General features: G+C 73.0%; 25 protein-coding genes. 7 read left to right on the top strand and 18 right to left on the bottom strand.

Features of this window, described 5'->3' with window-relative positions; all coding sequences use genetic code 11:
* Window positions 1–9: 9 nt before the first annotated feature.
* Window positions 10–1,236 (bottom strand): NAD(P)/FAD-dependent oxidoreductase, encoded by a 1,227-nt coding sequence (locus GNZ18_RS12775; protein ID WP_312874467.1) that lies wholly within the window; start codon window positions 1,234–1,236, stop codon window positions 10–12.
* A gap of 342 nt (window positions 1,237–1,578) precedes the next feature.
* Here GNZ18_RS12775 and crtI point away from each other — a divergent pair, with 342 nt between their 5' ends.
* The 3 genes from crtI to GNZ18_RS12760 are packed head-to-tail and all read left to right on the top strand — an operon-like array spanning window position 1,579 to window position 4,956.
* Window positions 1,579–3,078: a phytoene desaturase family protein gene (gene crtI, locus GNZ18_RS12770; RefSeq protein WP_246249726.1), complete on the top strand. Its 1,500-nt coding sequence runs from the start codon at window positions 1,579–1,581 to the stop codon at window positions 3,076–3,078.
* On the top strand, window positions 3,075–3,980 hold the full coding sequence (locus GNZ18_RS12765; RefSeq protein ID WP_156216510.1) for a phytoene/squalene synthase family protein: 906 nt from the start codon (window positions 3,075–3,077) through the stop codon (window positions 3,978–3,980). The genes crtI and GNZ18_RS12765 overlap by 4 nt, the downstream gene beginning before the upstream one ends.
* Window position 3,981: 1 nt before the next feature.
* On the top strand, window positions 3,982–4,956 hold the full coding sequence (locus GNZ18_RS12760) for a phosphate acyltransferase (protein ID WP_156216509.1): 975 nt from the start codon (window positions 3,982–3,984) through the stop codon (window positions 4,954–4,956).
* 5 nt (window positions 4,957–4,961) lie between these two features.
* Here the strand turns inward: GNZ18_RS12760 and GNZ18_RS12755 are convergent, their stop codons facing one another.
* On the bottom strand, window positions 4,962–5,681 hold the full coding sequence (locus GNZ18_RS12755) for a spheroidene monooxygenase (RefSeq protein ID WP_156216508.1): 720 nt from the start codon (window positions 5,679–5,681) through the stop codon (window positions 4,962–4,964).
* On the opposite strand from GNZ18_RS12755, the gene GNZ18_RS12750 reads away from it, so the two are divergent.
* Complete coding sequence (locus tag GNZ18_RS12750; protein ID WP_156216507.1) at window positions 5,656–6,252, top strand: glycerol-3-phosphate acyltransferase; 597 nt, start codon at window positions 5,656–5,658, stop codon at window positions 6,250–6,252. The two genes, GNZ18_RS12755 and GNZ18_RS12750, sit on opposite strands and share 26 nt — an antisense overlap.
* Here GNZ18_RS12750 and GNZ18_RS12745 read toward each other — a convergent pair.
* The 4 genes from GNZ18_RS12745 to GNZ18_RS12730 form a co-directional block, all read right to left on the bottom strand.
* Window positions 6,203–7,330: a glycosyltransferase family 2 protein gene (locus GNZ18_RS12745; protein WP_156216506.1), complete on the bottom strand. Its 1,128-nt coding sequence runs from the start codon at window positions 7,328–7,330 to the stop codon at window positions 6,203–6,205. The genes GNZ18_RS12750 and GNZ18_RS12745 overlap by 50 nt on opposite strands.
* Window positions 7,327–8,793: a phytoene desaturase family protein gene (locus GNZ18_RS12740; RefSeq protein ID WP_312874466.1), complete on the bottom strand. Its 1,467-nt coding sequence runs from the start codon at window positions 8,791–8,793 to the stop codon at window positions 7,327–7,329. The genes GNZ18_RS12745 and GNZ18_RS12740 overlap by 4 nt, the downstream gene beginning before the upstream one ends.
* Window positions 8,781–9,557 carry a carotenoid biosynthesis protein gene (locus tag GNZ18_RS12735; RefSeq protein WP_312874465.1) on the bottom strand — a complete coding sequence of 259 codons (777 nt, stop codon included), beginning with the start codon at window positions 9,555–9,557 and terminating at the stop codon, window positions 8,781–8,783. Before GNZ18_RS12735 ends, GNZ18_RS12740 begins: the two co-directional genes overlap by 13 nt.
* A gap of 112 nt (window positions 9,558–9,669) precedes the next feature.
* Window positions 9,670–11,178, bottom strand: coding sequence for a cryptochrome/photolyase family protein (locus GNZ18_RS12730; protein ID WP_156216505.1), 1,509 nt, complete (start codon window positions 11,176–11,178; stop codon window positions 9,670–9,672).
* Window positions 11,179–11,469: 291 nt separating this feature from the next.
* On the opposite strand from GNZ18_RS12730, the gene GNZ18_RS12725 reads away from it, so the two are divergent.
* Complete coding sequence (locus GNZ18_RS12725; protein WP_156216504.1) at window positions 11,470–11,829, top strand: STAS domain-containing protein; 360 nt, start codon at window positions 11,470–11,472, stop codon at window positions 11,827–11,829.
* Window positions 11,830–11,890: 61 nt separating this feature from the next.
* Here GNZ18_RS12725 and GNZ18_RS12720 read toward each other — a convergent pair whose 3' ends face one another.
* From GNZ18_RS12720 to GNZ18_RS12685, 8 genes are all read right to left on the bottom strand, one after another.
* Window positions 11,891–12,343 carry a response regulator gene (locus GNZ18_RS12720; protein WP_156216503.1) on the bottom strand — a complete coding sequence of 151 codons (453 nt, stop codon included), beginning with the start codon at window positions 12,341–12,343 and terminating at the stop codon, window positions 11,891–11,893.
* A complete protein-coding gene (locus GNZ18_RS12715; protein ID WP_216651266.1) occupies window positions 12,340–14,064 on the bottom strand; it encodes a sensor histidine kinase in 1,725 nt (574 codons plus the stop codon). Before GNZ18_RS12715 ends, GNZ18_RS12720 begins: the two co-directional genes overlap by 4 nt.
* Window positions 14,061–15,320 (bottom strand): PP2C family protein-serine/threonine phosphatase, encoded by a 1,260-nt coding sequence (locus GNZ18_RS12710; protein WP_308166258.1) that lies wholly within the window; start codon window positions 15,318–15,320, stop codon window positions 14,061–14,063. The genes GNZ18_RS12715 and GNZ18_RS12710 overlap by 4 nt, the downstream gene beginning before the upstream one ends.
* Window positions 15,321–15,624: 304 nt before the next feature.
* The gene (locus tag GNZ18_RS43635; RefSeq protein WP_156216502.1) at window positions 15,625–16,392 is read right to left on the bottom strand and encodes a septum formation family protein; all 768 of its coding nucleotides are present in this window, start codon (window positions 16,390–16,392) and stop codon (window positions 15,625–15,627) included.
* A gap of 353 nt (window positions 16,393–16,745) precedes the next feature.
* Entirely contained in the window at window positions 16,746–17,519 is a 774-nt protein-coding gene (locus GNZ18_RS12700; RefSeq protein ID WP_156216501.1) for a class I SAM-dependent methyltransferase, read from the bottom strand.
* Entirely contained in the window at window positions 17,516–18,343 is an 828-nt protein-coding gene (locus GNZ18_RS12695; RefSeq protein WP_156216500.1) for an LLM class flavin-dependent oxidoreductase, read from the bottom strand. Before GNZ18_RS12695 ends, GNZ18_RS12700 begins: the two co-directional genes overlap by 4 nt.
* Window positions 18,340–19,038, bottom strand: coding sequence for an alpha/beta fold hydrolase (locus tag GNZ18_RS12690; protein ID WP_156216499.1), 699 nt, complete (start codon window positions 19,036–19,038; stop codon window positions 18,340–18,342). The genes GNZ18_RS12695 and GNZ18_RS12690 overlap by 4 nt, the downstream gene beginning before the upstream one ends.
* A gap of 34 nt (window positions 19,039–19,072) precedes the next feature.
* Window positions 19,073–20,326 carry an MFS transporter gene (locus tag GNZ18_RS12685; RefSeq protein ID WP_156216498.1) on the bottom strand — a complete coding sequence of 418 codons (1,254 nt, stop codon included), beginning with the start codon at window positions 20,324–20,326 and terminating at the stop codon, window positions 19,073–19,075.
* Window positions 20,327–20,410: 84 nt separating this feature from the next.
* Here GNZ18_RS12685 and GNZ18_RS12680 point away from each other — a divergent pair, with 84 nt between their 5' ends.
* Window positions 20,411–21,304 carry a LysR family transcriptional regulator gene (locus GNZ18_RS12680; protein ID WP_156216497.1) on the top strand — a complete coding sequence of 298 codons (894 nt, stop codon included), beginning with the start codon at window positions 20,411–20,413 and terminating at the stop codon, window positions 21,302–21,304.
* Window positions 21,305–21,340: 36 nt separating this feature from the next.
* Here GNZ18_RS12680 and GNZ18_RS12675 read toward each other — a convergent pair whose 3' ends face one another.
* Window positions 21,341–22,693, bottom strand: coding sequence for a sensor histidine kinase (locus GNZ18_RS12675; RefSeq protein ID WP_156216496.1), 1,353 nt, complete (start codon window positions 22,691–22,693; stop codon window positions 21,341–21,343).
* The gene (locus GNZ18_RS12670) at window positions 22,686–23,357 is read right to left on the bottom strand and encodes a response regulator transcription factor (RefSeq protein WP_156216495.1); all 672 of its coding nucleotides are present in this window, start codon (window positions 23,355–23,357) and stop codon (window positions 22,686–22,688) included. Before GNZ18_RS12670 ends, GNZ18_RS12675 begins: the two co-directional genes overlap by 8 nt.
* 9 nt (window positions 23,358–23,366) lie before the next feature.
* Between GNZ18_RS12670 and GNZ18_RS12665 the strand changes: the two genes are divergently transcribed.
* Complete coding sequence (locus GNZ18_RS12665) at window positions 23,367–23,537, top strand: hypothetical protein (protein ID WP_156216494.1); 171 nt, start codon at window positions 23,367–23,369, stop codon at window positions 23,535–23,537.
* 126 nt (window positions 23,538–23,663) lie between these two features.
* Here GNZ18_RS12665 and GNZ18_RS12660 read toward each other — a convergent pair whose 3' ends face one another.
* Window positions 23,664–24,503, bottom strand: a complete 840-nt coding sequence (locus tag GNZ18_RS12660) for a hypothetical protein (RefSeq protein ID WP_156216493.1) — start codon at window positions 24,501–24,503, stop codon at window positions 23,664–23,666.
* Complete coding sequence (locus GNZ18_RS12655; protein WP_156216492.1) at window positions 24,503–25,246, bottom strand: MerR family transcriptional regulator; 744 nt, start codon at window positions 25,244–25,246, stop codon at window positions 24,503–24,505. Before GNZ18_RS12655 ends, GNZ18_RS12660 begins: the two co-directional genes overlap by 1 nt.
* Window positions 25,247–25,328 lie beyond the last annotated feature (82 nt).

Below are 25,328 nucleotides of genomic sequence, written 5' to 3'. Positions count from 1 at the left end.
GGAAGATGATCAGCTCTGACCGCCCGGCCGGTCCGCCAGGACGGCCTGGGCCGCGCGGCGGCCCGACACCAGCGCGCCCTGGATGGATCCGGTGTCGCGGTGGTCGCCGCAGACGTACCGCCCGGCGCGCTGCCGCACCGGGCGGCGCAGCCGCAGCGGCGGCGGCATCGCCGGGAGCGCGGCCTTGACCGGGTAGGCGGCGACGAGCCGCCACGCGGCGGTGTCCCCGTAGATGTCGCCCAACCGGTCCCGCACGCGCGCCTCGTCGGCGTCGAGGCCGAGGACCGAGGTCGAGACGAGCGCGCCGCCGTCCAGGGCGTACTCGGGTGCCGCGTCGGTGAGGACGAGCGTGTCGGTGATGACCCCCTCGGCGTCCAGGACCTGGACGGGCTCGTTCAGAGGGGACTCCGGGGCCGCGTGGTAGAAGGTCGTGACGTCCCGCATCACCGGCGCCTCGATCTCGGGCACGAGGGCGGCCGCCCCTGCCGGATCGGTCGCGACGACCACCGCGTCGGCGTTGATCGTCTCGCCGCCGACCGTCTCCACCCCCTCGTCGGTGACCTGCCGCACCGGGGTCTCCAGCGACACCGTCCCCGCCGGCAGCCGGGCCGCGAGCTGTGCCGGTATCTCCCCCATCCCCCGCGCGGGGACGGCGATGGTGCCGCGCGCGAACGACCGCCAGATCAGATGGAAGAAGCGACTCGATGTCTCCAGCTTCCGTTCCAGCAGCACTCCGGCCAGGAACGGGCGCAGCAGCTTCTCGGTCATCTCGCCGGAGATCCCCCAGCGGCGCAGTTCCGCGGCGGTGTCGCGTTCGGCCCCGTCCCGGATCCAGGAGCCGGGCACCGCCAGGTCACGGGCGGTCATCGCGGCCAGCGCCGCCTTGTCGCGGGCGGATCCGATATCGGCGAGGACACCGCTCAGCGCGTGCTCGGGATGCCTCCACGGGAGCATCACGCGCTCACGCCGTCCCTCGTGGAAGACCAGCAGACCGGACGCGAACGGGCGCAGGTCCAGCGCCTCCAGGTCCAGTACGCGCCTGGCCTCGGGATAGGCGGTGTTGAAGACCTGGAACCCCCGGTCGAGGCGGAAGCCGTCGACGATGTCGGTCCGCACCCGTCCGCCGACTCCGTCGGACGCCTCCAGCACCCGCACCGGGACGCCCGCCTCGTGCAGGCGCACCGCGCAGGCCAGCCCGGCCAGCCCGGCGCCGACCACCACCACCGAATCAGCCACCTGGTCCCCATCTCCTGTGTCGCGCCCGAGTGGGCGGTCCGGGGCACCCATGCCCGTCCTGGGGGCTGTTACCCCGCCCGCCTCCTGGGCCCGGTCATCTGCGGGCATGCGGGCGCGCAAGACTCCGGCAACCCGCGCTTGCCCGTAGCGGCTCCGGGTACGGGGCGGCCGACCGAAGGGGGACCTTTCGACCAGCACGCCGCACGGCTGAGGTGGGCGGTCCGGTCGTCCGCGGGCCGCTCGCCGCGTGGATGCAACCGGCCGGACGCCGCGTCCCGAAGGACAGTGCAGAACCTATACGGACGACGATGGAGAAACAGTGCGTTTCCGACTTCGGGTGGCATGGGGCGACGGTCAGCGCGGGCGGCGCTGATGGCGGCGCGGAATCCGGTCGTGGTGGTCGGCGCCGGACTGGGCGGGTTGTCGGCGGCCCTCCACCTGGCGGCGCGGGGGCGCGAGGTGGTGGTGGTCGAGGCCGCGGACGAACCGGGCGGGTGCTGCGGCACGGCGCAGGTCGGCCCCTACCGCTTCGACACCGGCCCCTCGGTGCTGACGATGCCGGACGTGCTCGCCGAGACGTTCGGCGCGGCGGGCGAGGACCTGGAGGACGTGCTGCCGCTGCGGCGCCTGGACCCGTTCTACCGGCTGGCCTTCCACGACGGATCCCGCCTGGACGTCGTGGAAGGCGCGCAGCGGATGGCGGGCAACGTCCGGGACCTGTGCGGCCCGGCGGAGGCCGCGCGGTATCTGCGGTTCCGCCGGGCGCTCGGGGAGATGTTCGACGCCGAGTGGTCGTCGTTCATCGACGCGGACATGACCCGGCTCCGCGGCATGGCCCGTCCCTACGCGCTGCTCAGGCTGGCGGCGGCGGGCGGGTTCCGGCGCCTGGACCGCTACGTGGCCGCCCACCTGACCGACGAGCGGCTCGTCCGGGCGCACACCTTCCAGTCGCTGTACGTCGGGCTGCCCCCGCACAAGGCGCTCGCCATCTACGCCGTCATCGCGCACATGGACACCGTCGGCGGCGTGTACTTCCCCTCGGGCGGCGGCATGCACGCCATCCCGCAGGCGATGGCGACCGTGGCCGAGAAGGCCGGCGCGGCGCTCAGGTACGGCGTGCGCGCCGAGCGGGTGGAGACCGGCGCGTCCGGGGTGACGGCGGTACGGCTGGCCGGGGGCGAGCGGCTGCCCGCGAGCCACGTCGTCGTCGCCTGCGACCTGCCGCGGGCGCACGCCGGGCTGCTCCCCGAGGCGGCCCGGGACTGGCGGCTGCGCAGGCCGCGGTACTCCCCGTCCTGCCTGGTCATGCATTTCGGGATCGACCGGCGGCCGCCGGACCGGGCGCACCACACCCTCCACTTCGGCCGCCGGTGGGCGGGCGCGTTCGACGCGCTGGCGGCCGGGCGCCCGCAGCCCGACCCGAGCCTGCTCGTCACCTGCCCGTCGCCCGACGGCGCCGCCGCGACCGCGGACCACGCGACCCTGAGCGTCCTGGAACCGGTCCCCAACCTGACGGGCGGAGCCGACTGGGACCGGCTCGGCCCGCGGCTGACGGAACGCCTGCTGGGCCGGATGGCCGACCTCGGCTACGGGGACCTGTCGTCGGCGCCGAGCACGACCTTCGACCCGCCGGCGTGGGCCCGGCTCGGCCATTCGGCGGGCACACCGTTCGCGCTGGACCACCGCTTCCGGCAGACGGCGTGGTTCCGGCCGTCGGGCCGCAGCCGCCGCGTCCCGGGCCTGCACTTCGCGGGGATGCACACCGCGCCCGGCGTGGGTGTTCCACCCGTCCTGATCTCCGGGCGGCTGGCCGCCGACCGCATCATGGAAGACAGCCGATGACGCTGACCGCGAGCTACGAGCACTGCCGCCGCCTCAACGCCCGGCACGGCCGCTCGTTCTATCTGGCCACGCTGCTGCTGCCGGAGTGGAAACGCCGGCACGTGCACGCGCTGTACGGCTTCGCCCGCCACGTCGACGACATCGTCGACGACTGCGGGGCGGCCGACGCGGCCGGGCGGGCCGCCGCGCTCGACGGCGTCACCGCGAGGCTGGCCGCCGCCACGGCGGGCGAGCCGGTGGACGACCTGGTGCTGCCCGCCTTCGTGCACACCGTGCGCTCCTTCGGGGTGGAACGCGCCGATATCAGCGCGTTCCTGGCCTCGATGCGCAGCGACCTGACCGTCACCCGCTACGCCACCTACGAGGACCTCCTCGCCTACATGGAGGGATCGGCCGCCGCCATCGGGCTGATGATGCTGCCCGTCCTGGAGACGGTGCCGGGCGCCGAGCAGACCGCGCGGGAGCCCGCCCGTGAACTGGGACGCGCCTTCCAGCTCACCAACTTCATCCGGGACATCGCCGAGGACCTGGAACGAGGCCGCGTCTACCTGCCCCAGGAGGACCTGGCCGCGTTCGGCGTGACCGAGGCCGACCTCGCGGGCGGCGCCTGCACCCGCGCCGTGCGCGCGCTCGTGGCCTTCGAGGCGGACCGCGCCCGCGACCACTACCGCCGCGCCCTGGACGGCATCGAGCTGCTGGCACCGTCCTCCCGCCCCTGCATCCGCGCCGCCCACGAGCTGTACGGCGGAATCCTGGGCCAGATCGCCGCGGCGGGCCACGACGTCCTCGGCGCACGGGCCCGGGTGCCACGCCGGCGGCGCGCCGCGATCTACGCGCGGCACCTGCTCGCCGCGTCGGCCGCGGGCCGGGCCGAGCGGCGCTCCCCCGCCGGGACCGCCTGACATGGCCGGGCGACGGCCGCGGGTCGTGCTGGACGCGATGGGCGGCGACCACGGGCCGGCCGAAACGGTGCCGGGGGCGCTGGCGGCCTACCGCGAGCACGGGGTGCGGGTGGTCCTGGTCGGGCGGGACGGCGAGATCCGGCGGTGGTTGCGGCGGTACGGCGCCGCCGAGGGGGTGGAGGTGCGGCACGCCGACGAGGTCGTCCCCATGGCGGAGCGGGGCGGCAACACCGCCTCCCGGCAGGGGTCGAGCCTGATGGTGGGCTGCGAGCTGGCCAGGCGGGAAGGGCTCCCGTTCGTCTCGGCGGGGTCCAGCGGCGCGGTGGTGGCCTGCGCGGTCCGCGCCTTCGGGCGGCGCGAGGGGGTGCGCCGCCCGGCGCTGGCCGTGGCGCTTCCGACCACGTCCGGGTCCACCGTGCTGGTCGACGCGGGCGGGACCGCTGACCCCACGGCGGAGATGCTCGCGCAGTTCGCGACGCTGGGCGCCGCCTACGCGCGCGACGTCCTCGGCGTCCGCGACCCGGCGGTCGGCCTGCTGTCCATCGGCTCCGAGCCGGGCAAGGGGAACCGCCTCGTCGTGGACGCCGCCCGGCTCCTCCCAGACCTGCCGGTCCGCTTCCACGGCAACGTCGAGGGCCACGACGTGCTCGCGGGCACCGTCGACGTGGTCGTGACCGACGGGTTCACCGGCAACATCGTGCTGAAGAACATCGAGGGCTGCGTCCGCGCCGTCCGCGCGCTGGCGGTCCGCGCCGGGACCAGCGACCCGGGCGTGCTGGAGGAGGTCGCGCGCCTCTACGCGGCCGAGACCCACGGGGGCGCCGCGCTGCTGGGGTTGGCCGGGACGGTCGTCGTCGCGCACGGCGCGTCCGACGCGGCCGCCATCGCCCGCGCGTGCGCGGTGGCGCGCGACCTGGCCGCCGGGGAGGCGCCGACCGCGGTGAACGGCCATCGCCCCGCGGGATCGACCACGTGAACGGATCAGGCCCGGACGGGACGCAGCGGATCGTGGCCGTCCCACGTGCCCTGGCTCCCGAACGGGACGAAACGCGCGAACAACTCCTCGCTGTACCAGCCTTCGCGCCGGACGCGCCCGATGACCTCGCGGTGCGCGGAGGTTCGATAGGCGAAGCGTTCGACGGCGGGCGCGCCCTCCCACAGCGAGAAGGTCGCCTGCCGGGCCAGCGGCCACTCCCCCGCGCCGACCGAGGCGAGGCACCCGTCCTGGCGGCGCAGCAGGCGGTCGACGTCGGGGACCGAGCGGTAGAACCGCACCAGCCGCCGCGGGCGGATCGACGCCCTGGTCAGCACGGCCACCGGCCCGGACGGCGCCGCACGCGGGGCGGCCGCCGCCGCGGCGAGCGGGTCGGCCCCGCCCCAGCCGCCGCGGGAACACAGCGGCGCGAGGCGGACGTGCCACGCCTCCGCGGAATCCTCCCGCCAGCGCGCCGCCACCGGCGAGCGCTCAAGGAAGCGCTCCAGCGCGGGCTCCCCGTCCCACACCGCGAACATCGCCCAGCGGCGCAGGTCGGCGCCCAGGCTCATGGACCGGCCCTTCCCCGTGCCGAGGAGCCGCCAGAACCGCAGCCCGCCGGTGCCGCGCAGCACCGGACGGTCGAACGCCATGTGCCGCATCGCGTCCAGCCCCGCGTATCTGATGAGGTGAAATGAGGCGATGATCCCCGTGCTCGTGGCGGTCATCGGCGGCTACCTGCTCGGCTCGGTGCCGGTCGCGGTGCTCGTCGGACGCGCGCACGGCTTCGACCCGCGCGACGTCGGCGACCGCAACCCCGGCTTCTGGAACATGATGGAACGGCTCGGCTGGAAGGCCGCCGTGCCCGTCTTCGCCGGCGACATGCTCAAGGGGACCGCCGCCGGACTGGTGGGGCTGCTGGTGAGCGGCGCCGAGACGGGCGCCCTGGGCGTGCCGGACGGCGCGAGCGTCGTGCCGGTGTACGCCGCGGTGGCCGCGGCGATGGCAGGGCACTCCTGGCCGGTGTTCGCCGGGTGGCGGGGCGGCCGCTCCGTCCTGGCGTTCGCCGGCGGGTTCGCCGTGATCTGCCCGCCGGCGTTCGCGCTCGGCCTCGCCCTCCTCGCCATTGGCGGGACGGCGCTCCGCTCGTTCGCGTGGGGCACCCGCCTGGCGGTGTTCTCCCTGCCGGTGCTGCAACTGCTCTTCGCGCCGGTCGAGCAGGTCGCGGGCACCGGGGCGCTGATGTGCCTCATCGGGCTGCGTTTCGGGCAGGCCGCGCTGGCCGGCCGCCGGGCCTGACCGCCGCGCGGCCGTAGCCGCGACCACGCCAGGTGCGCGGCGGCGCCAGCACCGACCACGTCAGCCGGACGGCCGCGACCGCGTCCAGCAGCGGAGACGCCGCCAGGCCCGGCCCGGGGCGCGCGTAGCTCCCGCGCAGCGCGGCCACGAGAAGGAACCGCTGCGTCAGGAGGCCGAGATCGAGCGCGGTGGGGCGCCCCGCCGCCAGCCGCAGGACGGGCAGCGCGGCGGTCAGCCAGACCACGCCCAGGTCGCCCGCCAGGCGGGGCACCGAGGTCACGTCCCGCAGCCCGATCGAGCGGCCCCAGTCGCGCCACACGCCGGCGGCCGACTCGTGCATGTCCACCTCCAGCAGGGCTCCCGCGTCCCGGAAGGCGATCCGCCAGCCGTCGCGCGCGAGCATCCGCCCGAGCGCCACGTCGTCGGTCAGGTGGCGGCGGACCCGAGCGAAACCGTCGGCCTCCACCATCCGCGCCTTCCGGAAGGCCAGGCACTGGCCGTTGACGAGCAGCCGGTCCGGGTCCCGTGCGGGTGGCCCGGGGGGACCGAACCGGTAGACGAGCGTGGCCAGCAGCGACGCGTGCAGTGCCTGCTCGGACGCGCCGCCGCAGATGAATCTCGGCCCCGCGCTCACCAGGTCGTGGGAGTCCAGCAACGCCGCCAGCTCCGAGCACAGCCCCGGCTTGGGACGGGTGTCGGCGTCCAGCAGGACCACGATCGGCCCGGCCGCCGTGCGCACGCCCTGGTGCAGCGCCCACTGCTTGCCGACCCACCCGTCCGGCGGCGGCGCGCCGGTGACGACGACGGCGCCCAGGCTCTTCGCGAGCCGCGCGGTGCCGTCGCCGGACTCGTCGTCCACGACGATGACCTCGCTGACCGCCGGGTCGGCGAGCAGCGGCGCGACGCAGTCCTCGATGCGGGACTCCTCGTCGCGGGCCGGGATCACCACCGACACCGCCTCCCGCGGCGGTCCGGAGACCCCGGGCGCCAGCGGCGCCGGGCGGTCGCGCCCCCGGGCGAGCCTTGCCGCCACGACCCCGGCGGCGGCCGCCTGCGCGATGGTCAGGGGCCCGATCATGCCGTCGCCTCCCACGGACGGGCGGAACGGTGCGCGCGGCCGAAGTCCTCCTCGACGAGGGAGGCGACGATCCGCCCGCCCATCGCGACCAGCGGGAGCCCGCCGCCGGGATGCGCCGAGCCGCCCACCAGGTACAACCCGCGCCGGGGGCCCCGGTTCCCGGGCCTGCGCAACGGCGCGAGGCGGCCCCCGTAGGCGCTGCCGTAGACCGCCCCGCCCCAGGCCCCGTACCGGTCACGCAGGTCCGCCGGCGTGAACAGGTCCACGAACCGCAGGCGTCCCGACAGGTCGTGCCCGCGCCGCGCCAGGCGCTCCAGCACCAGGTCCCGGTAGGACTCGACCGGCATCGGCCACCGGCCCGGGTCCCCGGCCGGGACGTTGACCAGCATCGTCCAGTTCTCGGCCCCGGAGGGCGCCTGCGTCGGGTCGTCCACCGCCGTGCAGCCGATGTAGACGGTGGGGTCCAGCGCCGGTCTCCGGTGCCGGAAGATGTCGTCGAACTCCCGCCGGTAGTCGGCCGAGAAGACGACGGAGTGGTGCGGCAGCCCCTCCGTCCGGCCCTCCACACCGGCCAGCAGCAACAGCACCGACGACGACAGGCCGAGCCCCGCGATCCGGCGCAGCCTGCGCCGGTCCGGCAGCAGCCGGCCGTAGAGCGCCGCCGCGTCGGCGTTGACCACCACCGCGTCCGCGCCCACCCGCTCCCCCGAGGCCAGCCGTACGCCGGACACGGCGGCACGGTCGGCGATCACCTCGGCCACCTCGGCGCCGAGGTGCACCTCGACGCCCGCCGCCGCCAGGAGCCCGCCGAGTTCCGCGGCGATCCGCGGCAGCCCGCCCGGCACGTACCAGCCGCCCTCCCCGTGCTCGATCGCCGGGACACAGCCGAGCGCGGCCGGTGCCCGGTACGGGTTCGACCCCGCGTACGTGGCGTACCGGCCCACGTACTGGCGCAGCCTCGGGTCGGTGAAGAAGCGCCGCGCCAGCCCGTCCAGCGTCCGGCCCGGGGCGACGGCGAGCAGGTCACCGAGCCTGGCCTGCTCGGGCCGGCGGCCCAGCGGCCCGGTGAAGAACGTCCGCCGGGACGCCGCGAGGCACTCCCGCGCCCAGCCGTGGAAGGCCCGCCAGGCGGGCCCCTGCCCCGGAGCCAGCGATTCGACCTGCTCCTCCATCCGCGCCGGATCGCGCAACGCGCGGAGGCGCGACCCGTCAGCGAAGCGGTACCGGCACAACTCCTCCGGCTCGACCATCGCGCACCCGACGCCCAGCTCCCTGAACAGGCCGGGCATGGTCAGCAGCGACGGTCCGAGCGAGAACACGAATCCCTCCCGCTCGTGCTCCGCGAGCTTCCCGCCGAGCCGGTCGAGCCGTTCGAACAACCGGACCTCGTGCCCGTTCCGCGCGAGCAGCAGCGCGGAGACCATCCCGCCGACGCCGCCGCCGACGACGATCACCTCTGCCACGCCCGCCGCCTCCACGCCAGGACGGCGAACGCCCCCATCGACACGCCCCCGACCGCCGCCACGACCACGTCCCGCGGCTCGAACACCGCCGCGAACGCCAGCGTCTCCATCGCCGCCATCACGGCGTACAGCGCGACGAGCCCCCGGGACACGCCCGCGGACCCCTGCCCGACCACCACATCGATCACCACCATGACCAGGAAGGAGACCAGCAGCCACCCGGCGAAGTTGCTGAGCGGTACGCCCCGGTAGGCACCGTCGTCCGCCCACGTCCACAACCCCAGCCGCAGCATCTGCGGGTCGAGGAACAGATCCCACGCCGTCAGCGCCGCGGCTCCGAGCGCCCACCGCCGCCCGCGGCGCCTCGGGGCCAGGGCCGTCGCGACCGCGTGCGCCGCCAGCCCCATACCGCCCCAGGCCACCGCCACGACGATCGGCACACCGCCGACCTGCGGCTTCAGCACCGGCGTGTAGGCGTACTCCCCGAACGGCACACCCGTGCGCACGCCGATCCACTCGGCCGCGTACCCCGCGGCCGCCACCGCGAGGAAGGCGCCGCAGGCCCGGCGAAGTCCGCACCGGGCCGCCAGGAACGCCACCGCGCTCGCCGCAAGTAGCACCACGACCACGCTGGTCAGACGGACCGGCTCCGCCCGCACCCCCGACGCGACCTGTGCGGCCACCATCGCGGCCAGGAACCCGGCCCCGGCCGCCCCCAGAGCCGTCGGCGCCGTTTCGTCCCGACTCCTCCGCACGTATCCCACACCAGTTCCTTCGGAGCCCGGCGACTCCGCGGACGCATCCGTTCGGCAGAACTCGGCGAACCAGCGGCAGCCCGCGGCCGTGCGGCTGGTGCGATGACTCCGCGCGCAGGGCTCAGGGCGCCGCGTCCGGGTCGCGCCGCCGGGCGTTCCGCAGCACATCGTCGAGATCGCCGAGGCGCTCAAGCTGCTTGACGGCGCGGGCGGTGCGGTGGTTGTGCGCCAGCCGTTCACGGTGGCGGTGGACGAACTCCCAGTAGCCGGCGGTGTAGGGGCAGGCCCGCTCACCGGTGCGTTCGGCGGGACGGTAGGCGCAGGGGCCGCACAGGTCGCTCATCGTGTTGATGTAGGCGCCGCCGGACGCGTACGGCTTGGTGGTGACACGGCCGCCGTCGGCGTACTGGGACATGCCGATGACGTTGGTGAGCATCACCCAGTCGTAGGCGTCGACGAAGCAGCGGTGGAACCAGTCGGTCACCGCGGCCGGATCCCAGCCGCGCTGCAGGGCGTGGTTGCCCAGGACCATCAGCCTGGGGATGTGGTGGACCCAGCCCCGGTCGCGGACCTGTGCCAGGGTGGTCGACAGGCAGCGCGCCTGGACGGCGTCGGCGTCCAGGTCCGCGAACCAGCCCGGTACCGGCGCGCGGTGCCCCAGGGCGTTGGAGTCGCGGTAGCCGGGGCCGAGGTACCAGTAGAGGTTCCACATGTACTCGCGCCATCCGGCGACCTGCCGGACGTAGCCCTCGACGGAGTTGAGCGGAGCATCGCCCGCGCGGTAGGCGGCTTCGGCGGCCTCGACGCACTCGGCCGGATCCAGCAGCCCGAGGTTGAGGGAGGCCGACAGCATGCTGTGGCTCATCGTCCAGTCTCCGGCCAGCATCGCGTCCTCCCAGCGGCCGAAGGTGGGCAGCCGCCTGGTCACGAACGCGCGCAGCGCCCGCCGGGCCTCGGCGCGGCCGGCGGGGAAGCGGCGCGGCCCGTCCCGGCCGACGAACGCGACGTCCCCGCTCCGCTCCCACCGGTCCAGATCGGCCCTGACCTGCTCGTCGATGGCGTCCTCCCGGGGCCGGTAAGGGGGCGGCACCGGCAGGGCGGCCGCGTCCTTGGGCGGGGGCTCGCGGTTCTCGGCATCCATGTTCCACCTCCCGCCCGCGGGTCGGTCGCCGTCCATCAGCAGGTCGTGCTCCCGGCGCACCCGCCGGTAGAAGTCCTCCATGCGCAACCGTCCGCCGCGAACGGACTCCGCCCATCGGCTGAACGCCTCCGGCTGGACGAGGAACCCGCGCGGCGGCAGCACCTCGACCTGCCGCAGGCCCCGAACGAAGCCGAGGGCGGCGTGCGAGGTGGGGTGGTGGACGGTCACCTTCGCGTCCCCCACGGCCTGGGCCAGGCCGTCGCGGTAGGTGTCGGCCTGGACGTAGCGCACCCGGTCACCGAGTTCGGCCGCGCGGTGCCGCATCGCGGACAGCATCAGATGCGCCTTGGCGCGGTGAAAACGCCGTCGGCGGAAGACCCCCCGCGACTCGATCATGACGATGTCGCTGTTCGGCCGAAGGAAGTGCGGGCCCAACTGGTCCCCGAACAACCAGTGGAGCGCGGGCTGCGAACGGTCGTGAGTCCCCATGTGATTCCCCCGAATACCTGGACCCCGGCCCAGTCTGGGGCATGATCCGCGCCGGACGTAGGCGACGCGCCAACCAGCGGGGCCACGACGGGCGCCTCCGCGACGGCCGGCGACCTCGCCCCGACAGGTGCGGCCTCGCGCCTGTGGCAGGTCGGCGTTCGGCCGCCGCGAGGCGGTGCCGGCCGGTCGACGTGGTGACCGCGACCGGCCGAAAGGAGAAGAAACCCCAGGAAGCTCTTTTATTCTCCGCAGTGGCGGCAAGGTCATTCGGGTGGAAGGGAGAAGTCTGCGATGCTCACGGGGGCACAGGTGGATCGTCGTCCGGCCGGCGCGAGGTTCGAGGTTCTCAAACAGGGCGACTGGACGGTGGTCACGGTGGTCGGCGAGGTGGACCTCACCGTCACCGACGTTCTGAACGCCCATCTCGCCGCCGCCATCGAGCGGGCCGACCCGATGCAGGTGGCGGTGGACCTGACCGACATGGTGTTCTGCGACTCTTCCGGGCTGAACTCGCTGATCCGCGCGCTCAAGCTGATCCGGGCCGAGGGCGGCAGGCTGGTGCTGCTGCGGCCCCGCAAACGGTTCGCCCAGGTGCTGGAGACGACCGGGCTGAAACGGGTCTTCGAGGTCGCGTCGGCTCTCCCGAGCTGAGCCGCGCCTCAGAGGACGCCTCCCCCGCCGTCCGGCCTCCACCGAGGAGGCGCCGACGCCTTCAGAGAGTCCCGCGGTGGGGGAGGCGGACGACGGTGACGAAGAAGTCGTCGATCTGCCGGACCGCGCTGATGAACTGGTCGAAGTCGACGGGCTTGGTCACGTAGGCGTTGGCGTGCAGGGCATAGCTGCGCAGGATGTCCTCCTCCGCCGCGGAGGTGGTCAGGACGACCACCGGTATGGCGGAGAGGTCGGCGTGGGACTTGACCTCCTCCAGGATCTCCCGGCCGTCGCGCTTGGGCAGGTTGAGGTCCAGCAGGATCAGGTCGGGACGCGGCGCGTCGGCGTGCGGGCCGCGCCGGTGGAGGAAGTCCAGGGCCTCGTCGCCGTCGCGGGCGACGTGCAGGGAGTTGCCGACCTTGTTGTGCTCGAACGCCTCGCGGGTCAGCAGCTCGTCGCCCGGGTCGTCCTCGACGAGCAGGACGGTGATCGGCTGGACGGCGGCATCGCTCATCGGGTGGCTCCTTGCGGGTCGGCGGTGGAGGACGGATCGTCGTTCACCGTACTGGCGGGGTCGGCGTCCGCGGTGCGCGGTCGGGCGTCGGCCTCGTCGGCGGCCGGCTCGGGATCGTCGGGATCGGCCGTGTCCGTCTGGGCGGCGAGGGTGAAGTGGAAGCGGGCTCCGTCGTGGTAATCGGGGTCGAGCCAGATCTTCCCCCCGTGGTATTCGACGATCTTCTTGCAGAGCGCGAGGCCGATGCCCGTGCCGCTGTAGGCCTCGCGGCTGTGCAGCCGCTGGAAGATCACGAAGATCTTCTCGGCGTAGTCGGCGGCGATGCCGATGCCGTTGTCGGTGACCGTCAGATGCCACAGGTCGTCCTCCCGGGCGCAGCCGATCGTGACGACCGCCGGGCGCTCGGGATCCCGGAACTTGACCGCGTTGCCGATGAGGTTCTGCCACAGCATCGTCAGCAGCATCGGGTCCGCGGTGAGCGTCGGCAGGTCGTCCGGCACCTCGACCCGGGCGTCGGCCCCGGTGAGGACGTCGTCGAGGTTGTCCAGGGCGCGTTCCAGCGGCGCGCGCAGCGCGGTCTCCTGCCGCTGCTGGTTCAGGCGGCCGACCCGGGAGAAGGTCAGCAGGTCGTTGATCAGCACCTGCATGCGCTTGGCGCCGTCCACGGCGAACCCGATGTACTGGCGGGCCCGGTCGTCCAGTTGGTCGGCGTAGCGGCGTTCCAGCATCTGGGAGAACGAGGCGACCTTGCGCAGCGGCTCCTGCAGGTCGTGGCTGGCGACATAGGCGAACTGCTCCAGCTCGGCGTTGGAGCGGCGCAGCTCCACCGTCTGGGCGTCCAGCTCCTCGGTGCGGTGCCGCAGCAGCCGCTCCCGCGCGGTGGACTCCTCCAGCGCGAGGGTGATGCGCTGCCGCATCGCCTCCACCGCGTCGGCGACGTCGCGGACGTCGGCGGGCCCGTGCGCCTCGATCTCATGGGAGAAGTCGCCGTCGGCGACCCGCCGGGACGCGGCGCGCAGCATCCGCAGCGGCCGGCCCACCGTGTAGTGCAGCAGCCCCGCCAGCAGCACCGCGGTGATCAGCAGCACCGCGAACAACGCCGCCATCGTCCAGTTCCGCACGGTGCGGGTGTGCCGCAACTCGGCGTGCCCCTCGGCGCGGGCCTCGCTCAGGTGCCCGTTCTGTACGACCCACGTGGCGCGGACGGCGTCGAAGGCGGGTTTGCCCCGCGAGGCGGTGGCGGACGCGTCCTTCCCGGGGCCGCGCTCGGCGACCTGCCCGATCACGACGGAGCCGTAGTCGCGGCGCCAGGTCTGGATCGCTCGCTGCGCGGCCTCCACGTCGGCGAGCAGCCGCGGCTCGTCCGCCAGCAGCTGGCGCAGCCGGTCGGTGGACTCGCGCTCGGTGGCCAGCCCATCGGTGTAGGGCCGCAGGTACTGCCGGTCGCCGGACAGCGCGTAGCCGCGGACTCCGGTCTCCTGGTTCAGCATGGCCATCTGCGACCGGGCCGCCTCGATCTGGGCCGGCGCGATGCGGTCCACCAGCCGGTCGGAGGCGCGGCTGGTCCGTTCGAGCTGGGAGTGCACCACCAGCGCGGCGGTCAGGGTGAGCACACCGATGATCAGCGCGGCGAGCATGAACCACGACCGGACGCTCAGCCCCCGCCGGCCGGGAGAGGAGGCGGGACGAGCACCGGAGGCCGTGTCGTTCGAAGCGTTCATGCGGTGGTCCATCCCAGGTGGATGACGGCGACATCGTCGTCGAGGCCGCCGTGCGGAGCCGACGCCGTCTCGACGTCGGCGATGAGCGCGTCGACGAAGGGCACGGGGGCGCGGTCGCGGTGGCGCCGCGCGATCTGGACGAGCCCCGAGACGTCCAGGCGTTGCCCGTCGGCGCTGATCTGCCCCTCGAACAGGCCGTCGGTGAACAGCACCATGGACGCGCCGTCCGGGAGCGAGACCTCGTGCTCCTGCCAGGCGCCCATCCCCGGGACCATGCCGACCCCGAGCCCGCCCGGCGGCTGGACCAGCTCCACCGACCCGCCGCCGTGGACGAGGAACCCCGGGTGCCCGGCGCGCACGATCCGCGCCGTCGGATCGCCCGGGAGCGCCGTCACCGTGGTGAGCGTGACGAAGGTCTCCGTGCCGTCGCGCTCGGCGACCAGCAGATCCTCCAGCAGCTCGACCAGCCGGACCCCGCGGATCCCGGCCAGGATGAACGAGCGCCAGCCGACCCGCAGGCTGACACCGAGCGCCGCCGAGGCCGGGTCGTGCCCGGCCACGTCGCCGATCACCGCGTGCACCCGCCCGTCGCTGGTCTCCATCACGTCGTAGAAGTCGCCGCCCAGCAGCGACTGCGCCCGTCCCGGCCGGTAGCGGGCCACCACCCGCAGCCGCGGATCGGCCACCCGCGGAGTCGGCAGCAGCCCCCGCTCCAGCCGGGCGTTCTCCTGCGCCCGCATCTGCTCGACCTGGAGCGCCGCGACCGCCTGCTGCGCCTGCCGGCGCTGCACCGCGTACCGGATCGCCCGACCGAGCCCGTCCGGCTCCAGTTGCCCCTTGAACAGGTAGTCCTGCGCGCCCGCGGCGACCGCGGCCGTCCCGGCCTGCGACTCGGCCAGCCCGGTCAGGACCACCACCGTCACGCCCGGCGCCCATCCGAGGACCCGCCGCAGCACCGACAGCCCCTGCGACTCGCCCAGGTTCAGGTCGAGCAGGACGCAGTCGGGGGCCGGGGAGGCGGTCAGCGGCTCGTGCGCCTCCGGAAGCGACCGCACCCACCGCAGGTCGACGCGCATGCCGGTGTCGGCGAGGGTGTCCTCGACCAGGATCGCATCGGCCGGGTCGTCCTCCACGAGCAGCACGGACAGACCCTCCAGATCACGCGGGGCGTCGGGGAACGCGGCGGCGTTCCCCGCGACCCGCTCGGCCGTGGATGTAACCGTCTCGGGGGAGACGGCGTCCAGATGACCGGCCACAGTTCTCTCCCAACCCTGGTCCAGGACGCGGGTCGCATCGGCGATCAATCAACGCAGCGCAGATATTAGCCGTTGTTCGAGCCGAACAAACGGCGCGACCCCGCCGAGAGCATCGCGACCACCGCGTCCGCCTGTTCCCTGGACCACACCGGCGCCCGCCGTCCTCCGCGACCGAGTCCTCCCCCGTCCCCCGGCCTGGACGTCTTGGACGGGCTTCCCCGCTCGCGAAGGGTCAGCGCGGTGGCCACAGGGTCGGCGAGCCTCCGGATCCGTCGTCCGCCCGCCACCGCTGAGGTGATCCACGCTATTGCCGCATCCCCCTGATCGAATAGTTGAGGGATTTGCCCGGCAGGAAGGCGATGCAGATGACGCGGCGATCCCCCTTTGTCCATTCATCGCGATCCGGGTACCAGTAATCGTAGTCAAAGATGGAGTCTTTCGAAGATGTCTGGATGTATTTCCGGAAGGAATCGTCGCACCACCGGTCGGTGCGCTCGTTCACCTTCACCTCGCCAGGGTGTGATTGCCCGGAGGGCCAGATATCGCCGACGAAGTAGACTTCGGCGTCGTGGGCGGCCAAGCAGGAGACCGTGTTCAGGCGGTCCGGTATTTCCTTGTTCTGCTGGTGCACTTGCGGCGCCAGCACGCATTCACCCACCGAGAAGTTGTCGTTCAGCTTCATGAACGGAGGTGGGGTGAGCGTCACGGTGGCGGTCGCGGCGGGCGAGTTCGCCGGGGCAGCGCCCTGGCCCTCGGGACGCAGCTTGAGGAGCCAGCCTGCCGCGCCCGCCAAGACCACCGAACTGATAATCGTCGTGGCCGCGGCCGCCCAGAAGATGACCCTGCCGCCATCTCGGTGGATGCGGTTGAGGGCGGCGACGGAAGCCACCAGCGCGGTCACGCTGATGATCAGGGTGACCGAGGCGATGTTCAGCTTGCCGAGGAATTTTATGATCACCGTGGAAATCAGGGTGGCCGCCACTCCGGATAGCACCTGGGGTGAGGAGAGTTGCCTCGCAAGTCGTGACGCTTCGCTGTGTCGCCCTTCACCTTCGGTGCCGTCCTCGCTCACCTGGCCACACGCACCTCGCTTGTAGGGGTCAAGCCCGCTGGCTGTGCCGTAGTGTAGCCGCGCGATGGGTGAGGAGCCTTTGAATCGTCGATTGGCTATGGATGACGCCAAGACGCTCAGAACGATCTTCTGATGCCGACAAAGGGGATGCCCTGTGCCGGGTGCCCAATGGATGCTAAGAGTTGCCACATCTGTCCGAGCCCGGCCCAATTGTCGATTAGAGGGCGATGCGGGCCCACTGTCGGGTATGGGCCCGCGACGACGACCGCATCGTCCAGGTGCGGTTCCCCGACGGTGGGTGCGGGGTTCCTGGCGGTGAGTGTCAGGGGCGCGAGGCTGACCCTGGGTAGCGGCTAGTAGCGGGCTGTGATGAGCCAGGCGCGTGAGTCGAAGTACACGCCGTCGTCGGTGGCGTGGGCGGCGAGGGTGGTGCGCAGTCGCGCGCGTGCCCGACCGGTCTTCGCGGCACCGGGGGCGGTGAGCAGGTCTTTGAGTTCCGCCAGGTGGAGCACGTTGTCGAGGGCCGTCGCGGCGTCCGGGCCGTAGTACACGGGCTCGTGCACGTCGGTGAAGTCGACTTCCGTGAAGCCCGCTGCCGTAAGGATGCCTTTCGTGGTGGACGGGTCGGCGAGAGAGAAGGGGGCCGGGCTGGGGGTGGCGCGGATCCGGGAGAGCGTGGAGGCCCACTCGTTGCGGTCGCGGTCTTGCCAGACCAGCAGCACCAGGCGCGCTCCGGGCCGTAGGGCGCGCCCGATATTGGTGAACGCGGGGACCGGGTCGGCGAAGAACATCGCTCCGAACCTGCTGACGCAGAGGTCGAAGCGCGCCGGTGGGAAGCGGTGTGCCTGGGCATCCGCCTGCTGGTAGGTGACGTTGGTCAGTCCTTGGACGTCGCTGAGCCGGCGGGCCCGTTCGAGCATTCGCGCGGAGACGTCGATGCCCAGCGCGCTGCCGTTGACGGCGGCGCGGGCGGCCTCGCGGGTGGACTGGCCCGTGCCGCAGCCGACGTCGAGCACCCGGTCGCCGGGGCCGACGCGGGCGGCGGCGCGGAAGTGCTCGTTGTGCAGGCGCAGTTCCGCGTCGTAGTCGAACAGCTCGGTGTGCTGGCCTTTCGACGTCACGGTCATCGGTGGTTCCGCTCCGCCGGGCCTTCGCGGAGGACGCCCCGTACCTCGTCCAGCGACACCGTGTCGGGATCGAACTCCGCCAACCACCAGGTGGCGCCCGCCTTGGCGAAGGGCGCCGGATCGGTCGCGGGCGGGAGGGCGACGGCGATGTCGTACGGGGCCGTGTTCCCCTGGCGGAGTTCGGTGATGGCCGCGGCGATGCCGGCGACCTGGTCCGGGTGTTCGAGGTTGATGGGGAAGAAGCCGTCGTGCCGGGCGGCGCGGCGCAGCGGTTTGGCGTTGCCGGGAAACCCTGCCGCCCACACCGGCACACCGGGCCGCTGAACCGGCCGAGGGAGGAAGGAGACCCCGTCGACGGTGTGGTGGCGGCCGTGGTGGTGCACCGGCCCGCCGGACCATGCGGCGGTGAGGATCTCCAGTGACTCGTCGAGCATCTGCCCGCGCTCGCGGTCGCTGAGTTCCTCGCCGGTCGCGCGCAGCTCGTCGGCGAAGCGGTTGCTGCCGAGTCCGACGCCCAGGGTGAGGCGGCCGCCGCTGAGCCGGTCCAGTGTCGCGGTCTCCTTGGCGACCTTCGCCGGCCTGCGGCGGGCGAGCGGCGTGACCATCGGGCCGAACCGGAGGTTCTCGGTGGCGGTCGCCACCGCGGCGAGCGTGATCCACGGGTCCGCGACCGGCTGGGCCGGGGACCGCCAGCGGATGTGGTCCCAGACGAACAGGCCGTGCCAGCCGGCCTCCTCGGCCTCGGCGGCCAGGCGCGCGACCACCGCCGGTTCGGCGAGGTCGTCGAATATCGGCAGCCACAGCGCCGAACGCAACCCGGTCATGATCGGGCCCCTTCCGTGTCCGCGTAGCCGGTCAGCAGGTCCGCCACCGCTTCGGGTTGGCTGAGGGCGACGCAGTGGCCTGCGGCGATCTCGTCCGGGACGATGCCGAGCCGCTCCTCGACCAGCCGCCGGACGAAGTCCGGCGGGAAGGTGCGGTCCTCGGTGCACAGGACGAACCTCGTCGGCACGTCCGGCCAGGCGTCCAGCGGCCACGGAGCGGCCATCGCGGCCCTCGACGGGTGGGCGCGCTCCTTGCTCAGCGCCTCCTCGGCCAGCTTCCGCGGCACGTCCTGGTAGAAGCTGACGAACGGGTCCGGGTTGCCGGTGAGGCCGCCGTCCCGCTCGGCCTGCTCCTTGACGGCGGCGCCGCATCCGGTGTTGGACCACCATTCGTCCGGCGACTCCCCCGGGCTCGGGATCATGCCGGCGATCAGGACCAGCGCGTCGGCGGAGAGCCGATCGGCGACCAGGGGGGCGGTGAAGCCTCCGAACGAGTGGCCCACCACGACCAGGTCCCGTTTCCCGGCGACGGCCTCGATCACGGCGTCGGCGTAGTCCACCAGGGTCTTCCCGTCATCGTCGGCGGGAAGATCGGGCGCCACCACGTCGTGCCCCCGCGCCCGCAGTTCGGCCTCCACCAGGTGCCAGTACCACCCGACGTCTCCCCCACCGTGGATCAATACGAAGGTGCTCATCGAACCTTTCCTCTCATCGTTGGAATGCGGTCACTCATGAGTTCGCGTACGCCGGTCGCCCGGCGCGAACCGACGCGCAGTGGACCGGCGGACGCCGGTGCTCCTGGGCCGCGGTCCGGCAGCGCAGCGCCGGACCGAGCGCCTGCTGCCCCGCGAACAGCGCGATCCCGGTGATCGCGCACACCACCGCCAAGGCCGGCCGTCCGGCATGGTTGAGCAGGACGGTGCCCGCCAGCGGGCCGAGCATCGCGCCGGCGCTCCAGGCGGCGGAGGCGACGCCCATGTACCTGCCGCGCAGCCCCGCCGGCGCGATGCCGGCGAACGTGGCGCCGAACATGACCGCGATGCCGATCTGCCCGAGCGTCCAGACCAGGACCGACGCCGCCTGACCCGCGACGCCGTGCACGACGGCGCCCGCACCGACGCCGGCGCCGACCATGAGCATGGAGACGGCCAGCACGGTGCTGGGGTCGCGGCCCCCGAGCAGCCGGACGGCCAGCGGCTGGCCCGCGACGATGACGATGCCGTTCAGGGCCAGCACCGCGCCGTAGGTCGCGGGGCCGTGCCCGTCCGCCGTCATGACGAGCGGGAGCGTCGCGAACGTCTGTAGGAACAGCGTGAAGTAGGCGACGTGGAGCAGCACCATGGCGATCATCAGCCGGTCGCGTACCAGCGTCGGCAGCAGCGCCTGCCGGGGCTGTCTCCGCGCCGGCGGGCGGGTCTCGGGAACCCGCCGCCAGACGATCAGCGCCGCGGCGACCGCGGCCACGGCGTTGATCCAGAACAACATCCCGTACCCGTGCTGGGCCAGGGCCCCGGCGGTGACCGTGGCCACGGAGAAGCCGAGGTTGGTCGCCCAGAACAGCACCCCGAAGGCCCGGATCCGCTGCCGTGGCGGGAGATCGGCCACCGCGGCCGATCCGGCCGGGCGGAACAGGTCCGTCATCAGCCCGACGGCGACCGCGGCCGCCCAGATCGCCGGCAGCGTGTCCGCCGAGCCGAGCGCGACGATCGCCACGGTGGTCCCGAGGAACCCCGCCAGCATGGTGTGGCGCCGGCCGATCCGGTCGCCCAGCCAGCCGCCGAGCACCTGTGAACCGATGCCCCCGACCCCGACCGCCGCCACGACGGCGCCCGCGGTCGTCGGCGACAGCCCCTGCTCCTGCGTCAGGTAGAGGACGAGGAACGACTGCACGGCCCCGCCGGCCCGGCTCACGAAATGCGTCGCCGCCAGGGCCCAGACCAGGTTCGGCAGGTCCGGCCGCACCGGAGCTCTGTGGATCGTCATGCCGATGACCCTAGGAGCGGCACTTCATTAAGAAAAGCGATTGATTCCGATCATATTGATCGCTTCCCGTTTATGCTCATCGCCATGACCGACGTGGAGTTGCGCCACCTCAGGACCATGGCCGCCATCGCCGAGGAGGGGACGTTCGGACGGGCGGCGGGCCGGCTCGGCTACACCCAGTCGTCGGTGAGCCAGCAGATCGCCGCGCTGGAGAAGGCCGTCGGCGGCGCCGTCTTCGACCGTCCCGGAGGCCCCAGGCCGGTACGGATCACGCCCCTCGGTGAGGTGGTCCTCGCCCACGGCCGCGACCTGCTGAGGAAGGCCGAGGCGCTGGGCGACGCCGTCGACCGCTACCGCGCGGGCCACGGCCGGATCGACATCGGCACCTTCCAGGGGGCGACCAGGCTCATCCTCCCGTCCGTCGTCCGCCGGCTGCTGAGCGAGCACCCCGGCTGCGACATCAGGCTCTCCGAGGTGGATCCGAGGAACCCGCGGATCGGGGACCTCGACCTGCTGTTCCACTACGACCGGATCGACGGCGACGTCGAGCACGTCGGGCTCGTCGACGAGCCGCACCTCCTGGTGGCCGCCTCCGGCGCGTTCCCCGAGGGCCCGGTGGGGGTCGAGCTGCTCGACGATGTCCCGATGGTCGCCTGGCCGCCCACCTCCCACCAGAAATGGCTGGAGAGGGCGCTTGCGAACGCCGGCGCCCGGCCCCGGATCGTGTTCCGGACCACCGGCCACGACACCATCGTGTCGATGGTGCGGGCGGGCATAGGCTCGGCGGTCCTGCCGTGGCTCGCCCTCTACGGCTCGGACGCCTGGTCGGACGAGCGGCTCACCGTCCACCGGTTGCGACCATCGCCCACCTGCACGTGGTACCTGTGCTGGCCCGCCGGCCGCAACCACTCACCACTCGCGGCCCGGGCCATCGACATCGCCGTCGAAGCCGCCAGGAACCTGGCCGACCAGATGTGACACCGTCCGCGAGGATCCGCCTCGGCTCGGTGGCGATCATTCCTCGTGGCCGGGAAGTGTGACGACGAAGGTGGAGCGGTCCGCCATGCGGGCGGTGCCGCCCAGACCGGTGACGAGGTCGCGGACGATCGTGAGCCCGAGCCCGGTGCCGCCGTCCGCGCGGGTGCGGGCGTCGTCGAGGCGGACGAAGCGCTCGAAGATCCGCTCGCGTTCCTCCGGCGGGACGCCCGGACCGTCGTCGGCGACGGTCAGCGTGACGCTGCCGTTGGTGGCCGCGACGGTCACCGTCACCTGTGCGCGGGCGTGCCGGGCCGCGTTGTCGAGCAGGTTGCGGACGATCCGGGCGAGTCGGGTCTCGCTCTCGCGTACGAGGGCGGGACGGGTCGTATGCGCGGTGAAGGTGGGGCCGTCGCCGGTGTGGGCGCGTTCGGCGATCTGCTCCTCGACGATGTCGGCGAGGTCCGAGGGCGTCGCCGCGGCGCGAGCGGGCGAGGCGAGCAGGAGGAGATCCTCGGCCAGGCGTTGCAGGCGGTCGGCGTCGGCCAGCGCCGTGGCGACCGTGCTGGGCCAGTCCGTTCGCTCCGGGTAGGCGAGCGCGATCTCCAGTGAGTTGCGCAGGCCCGCGAGCGGTGTCCGCAGCTCGTGGGAGGCGTCGGCGACGAAGCGTTGCTGCCGGTGGTGGGCGTGTTCGAGCCGGTCGAGGGTCTCGTTGGTGGTCCGGGCCAGGCGGGTGATCTCGTCGCCGGTGTCCGGTACGGGGACGCGCTGGTCGAGCGCGCGGGCGCTGACGTCCGCCATCTTCACCCGGATCGCCTCCACCGGCCGCAGGGCCCGGCCGGTGACGAACCAGGCGATCAGGCCGACGAACGGTACGGCGAGCGGCAGCCCCCAGCCGAGCAGGCGATCGACTGTGGCGACGGCCGTCTCGGTGTCGGACGCCGAGACGAGCACGTACACCGTCAGGCGCTGCGCGGGTTGCCCGCCGCCGCCGGTCAGCTTCTCGATCCGGTCCGAGGGCAGCACGTCGGTGGTGCCGACGACGAACCGGCCCTTCCCGCGGACTGCGTGGACGCTCCACCCGACCCTTGGAGGGAATCCAGGTAGCGGCCGGTCGAGATCGCCGTCGAAGGCCGTACCGCCCGTCATCACGCATCGCCCATCGGTGCGGACGACGGCGAACGAGGAGTCGGTGCCGCGCGGTCCGGCCCCTGATTCGAGGGCGGAGGCCACCGAGAAGGCGTCGCGCGTCGCCGCCTCTCGTGCCGCGCTCATCCACTGGTCCTCGATGGCGTCGCGGACCCACCAGCCGCCGGCACCGAAGACGACGGCGGCGGCGAGCGCCGCGCCCAGCGCGGCTCGTGCCCGCACCGATCTGAGCCGCCTAGGCATGGGTCGTCACCAGCCGGTACCCCGCTCCGCGCACGGTCTGGATCGCGGCCGGGCCGGACGGAAGTTTGCGGCGCAGGGTGCGGACGTAGACCTCGACGATGTTCACGTCGCCGTCGAAGGCGTGGTCCCAGACCTCGTCGATGATGTCGATCTTCGTGACCACCTCGTCGGGGCGGCGGGCCAGGCACTCCAGCACCGCGAACTCCTTCGCGGTGAGCCGTATCTCGGTCACGCCGTGGTGGCACCGGCGGGCGGCCGGGTCGAGCCGCAGGTCTCCGGCGGTCAGGACCGACGGACGGGTCGCGCCGCCGCGGCGCAGCAGCGCGCGCAACCGGGCGATGAGGACGACGTAGGAGAACGGCTTGCTGATGTAGTCATCGGCGCCCGTGTCGAGCGCCTCCGCCTCGTCGTACTCGCCGTTCTTGGCGGTCAGCATGAGGATCGGCACCGTGCTGCCGCTCCGGCGCAGCCGCTCGCAGACGGCGAAGCCGTTGAGCCCGGGCAGCATGATGTCCAGGACGACCACGGCATAGGGGTGGGCAAGGGCACGGCTCAGTCCCTCCTGACCGTTATGGGAGACGTCGACCCCGTACCCTTCGGCTCGCAGGCCGCGGGCCAGCGTGGTCGTCAGTCGTTCGTTGTCCTCCACCAGCAGCAATCGCATCGGGTCATAATGGCAGCACGGCGCCGCGCGATCCTGAAATCGGCTTCAGGTTGCTTCAGCCGGCATTCAGCGCCGACCAGCCTGCTCGCCGCCTATTCCGCGCTTTCGGTGAACCGCCACCGCCAGATGCGGAGCACCGGATATGACATCGGAATATTCGAGCAGTCGATCCGCTCGTGAAGGGGTCTTTTCAACCGCTGGGCGACCATTTCCATCCGGTTCCGGTCTTCGCCACGCCGTTTCTGCCGGTCAGTGATCGTCAGCCTGCCCTCGCTGGGCTACGGCGTTGTGGCGCAGGCCACCGGATCATCTGACCTCGGCGCGGACGGCGGTGAGGGCATGGAGCGCTTCGTCGGGCTCGTCGGCGAAGAAGCGAATCGTCCGTGCCCGGTCTCGGCCGCCGAGGGGCCGGGTGACGGAGATCGGTTCGCTCAACTGAATGACGATATTGGTCTGGGACCCGGTCGCCAGGGCGAAGGTACCGTCATGGAGCAGGAAGTGCTTGTCCTCGTTGAAGTTCCGCACCCGGTGGGCCGAAATGATCAGGTCGCGGGGGATCCGCAGGTCCACGAATCCTCCCCACCGGACCCTCACCTCGTCCTCCGAGATCACGTGGGGGCGGGTGACGCTGGACGCCGCGATGGCCAGGCCGATCAGAATGCCGTACAGATCGACGGCGAGGACGGCGTTGCGCAGCGGCGCGGGCGCGCCGACGCCGCGCAGCAGGAACTCGCAGGCGACCGCCTCGACCACCATCGCGAACATGAACATCAGCATCAACATGTTCTGCTCGCGGTGATAGGAGACCGCCTTGGCCCCGTCCGGGACGCCGTGTTTGCGGCGGGCGGCGAACAGGGCCAGGCTGACCATTCCCTTGGTGTCGAACCCGATGATCCGGCGGACCTTCAGCGGCACGAGTTCCTCGTAGGCCGTGCGCAGTGCCGCGCGGCGGCTCAGCCCGGTGCGGCGATGGGCCCGCCACAGCCGGACGGCGACGGCCGCCTCCACGACGAACAGCACGGCCACCGCCGCCTCGGCCACCGCGACGACGGACTCGGGAGGTCGGACGCCCGACGCCGGCAGGATCAAGGTGACGGCCTCGGCCGGGACGACGATGAACAGCGCGGCACGGGCCAGGCGCACCATCAGAGCGTCCCCTTCAGGATGCGGGGCAAGATCCTGAACACCTCGGCCTGCGCCGGCGGGAGCTCCTCCAGCAACGCCCACATCCGGGGCTCGTCGGCGGGGTTGCCGGCCATGAGCCGGGCCATCGGCTCGGGCAGGTGGGCCGCCAGGTCGCGGGCCAGGGTCTCGGTCCGGGGATCGTCCGCGGGCGCGTCCTCAAGCTCGTCGAGCCGGGCGTAGAGCGCGTGGCTGCGCGCGGCCACCTCGGGATCGGCTAGCGGCGCCAGCATCGCGAGGAACCGTTGCCGCTCCTCCTCCGCGCCGAGGCTCGCCACCAGCGTCAGCATCTCCCGGTCCAGGCCGGCGAACCGGGAGTCACCCGGCGCCACGCTCTTCAAGACGGCGGCGGCCTGGGCGGGCACCGTCGAGTCGGCGTCCAGATCGGTCCGGGTCAGCAGCTCGGCCAGCCGCTCCCGCCGCTCGCGCAGCGCTTCCTGCTGGCGCGCCATATCCGCGTCCAGCTCCAGGAGCACCTCGCGCAGCTCACGCCCCCGGCCGTCGGCCAGGACGTCCCTGACCTCCCCCAGCGAGAGTCCGAGCTCGGTCAGCCGCCGCACCCGCGCGAGCACGACCGCGTCCCGCAACCGGTACTCCCGGTACCCGTTGGCCAGCCGTTCCGGCTCGGGCAGCACCCCGAGATGGTGATAGTGCCGCACCGCACGCGTCGAGACCCCGACCAGCGCGGCAAGCTCTCCGATCCGCATGCCCCCATTACGGACCCTGACGCTACGTCAAGGTCAAGCGGCTCGGCGATCTCTCCCCCAGGAGCCCGCGACCGCGAGAACC

It is taken from the genome of Actinomadura litoris, from assembly GCF_009733595.1.
Lineage (GTDB): Bacteria > Actinomycetota > Actinomycetes > Streptosporangiales > Streptosporangiaceae > Spirillospora > Spirillospora litoris.
The sequence above is the reverse complement of the archived record's forward strand: the minus strand, read 5'-3'. Positions and strand labels throughout refer to the sequence as shown.

Bases quoted from the DNA above. Each gene is read 5' to 3' on its own strand.
- crtI (WP_246249726.1), top strand. From the start codon at position 1,579: ATGGGGCGACGGTCAGCGCGGGCGGCGCTGATGGCGGCGCGGAATCCG.
- GNZ18_RS12765 (WP_156216510.1), top strand. From the start codon at position 3,075: ATGACGCTGACCGCGAGCTACGAGCACTGCCGCCGCCTCAACGCCCGG.
- GNZ18_RS12760 (WP_156216509.1), top strand. From the start codon at position 3,982: ATGGCCGGGCGACGGCCGCGGGTCGTGCTGGACGCGATGGGCGGCGAC.
- GNZ18_RS12750 (WP_156216507.1), top strand. From the start codon at position 5,656: ATGATCCCCGTGCTCGTGGCGGTCATCGGCGGCTACCTGCTCGGCTCG.
- GNZ18_RS12755 (WP_156216508.1), bottom strand. From the start codon at position 5,681: ATGACCGCCACGAGCACGGGGATCATCGCCTCATTTCACCTCATCAGA.
- GNZ18_RS12745 (WP_156216506.1), bottom strand. From the start codon at position 7,330: ATGATCGGGCCCCTGACCATCGCGCAGGCGGCCGCCGCCGGGGTCGTG.
- GNZ18_RS12730 (WP_156216505.1), bottom strand. From the start codon at position 11,178: ATGGGGACTCACGACCGTTCGCAGCCCGCGCTCCACTGGTTGTTCGGG.
- GNZ18_RS12725 (WP_156216504.1), top strand. From the start codon at position 11,470: ATGCTCACGGGGGCACAGGTGGATCGTCGTCCGGCCGGCGCGAGGTTC.
- GNZ18_RS12720 (WP_156216503.1), bottom strand. From the start codon at position 12,343: ATGAGCGATGCCGCCGTCCAGCCGATCACCGTCCTGCTCGTCGAGGAC.
- GNZ18_RS12715 (WP_216651266.1), bottom strand. From the start codon at position 14,064: ATGAACGCTTCGAACGACACGGCCTCCGGTGCTCGTCCCGCCTCCTCT.
- GNZ18_RS12700 (WP_156216501.1), bottom strand. From the start codon at position 17,519: ATGACCGTGACGTCGAAAGGCCAGCACACCGAGCTGTTCGACTACGAC.
- GNZ18_RS12695 (WP_156216500.1), bottom strand. From the start codon at position 18,343: ATGACCGGGTTGCGTTCGGCGCTGTGGCTGCCGATATTCGACGACCTC.
- GNZ18_RS12690 (WP_156216499.1), bottom strand. From the start codon at position 19,038: ATGAGCACCTTCGTATTGATCCACGGTGGGGGAGACGTCGGGTGGTAC.
- GNZ18_RS12685 (WP_156216498.1), bottom strand. From the start codon at position 20,326: ATGACGATCCACAGAGCTCCGGTGCGGCCGGACCTGCCGAACCTGGTC.
- GNZ18_RS12680 (WP_156216497.1), top strand. From the start codon at position 20,411: ATGACCGACGTGGAGTTGCGCCACCTCAGGACCATGGCCGCCATCGCC.
- GNZ18_RS12675 (WP_156216496.1), bottom strand. From the start codon at position 22,693: ATGCCTAGGCGGCTCAGATCGGTGCGGGCACGAGCCGCGCTGGGCGCG.
- GNZ18_RS12670 (WP_156216495.1), bottom strand. From the start codon at position 23,357: ATGCGATTGCTGCTGGTGGAGGACAACGAACGACTGACGACCACGCTG.
- GNZ18_RS12665 (WP_156216494.1), top strand. From the start codon at position 23,367: ATGGCAGCACGGCGCCGCGCGATCCTGAAATCGGCTTCAGGTTGCTTC.
- GNZ18_RS12660 (WP_156216493.1), bottom strand. From the start codon at position 24,503: ATGGTGCGCCTGGCCCGTGCCGCGCTGTTCATCGTCGTCCCGGCCGAG.
- GNZ18_RS12655 (WP_156216492.1), bottom strand. From the start codon at position 25,246: ATGCGGATCGGAGAGCTTGCCGCGCTGGTCGGGGTCTCGACGCGTGCG.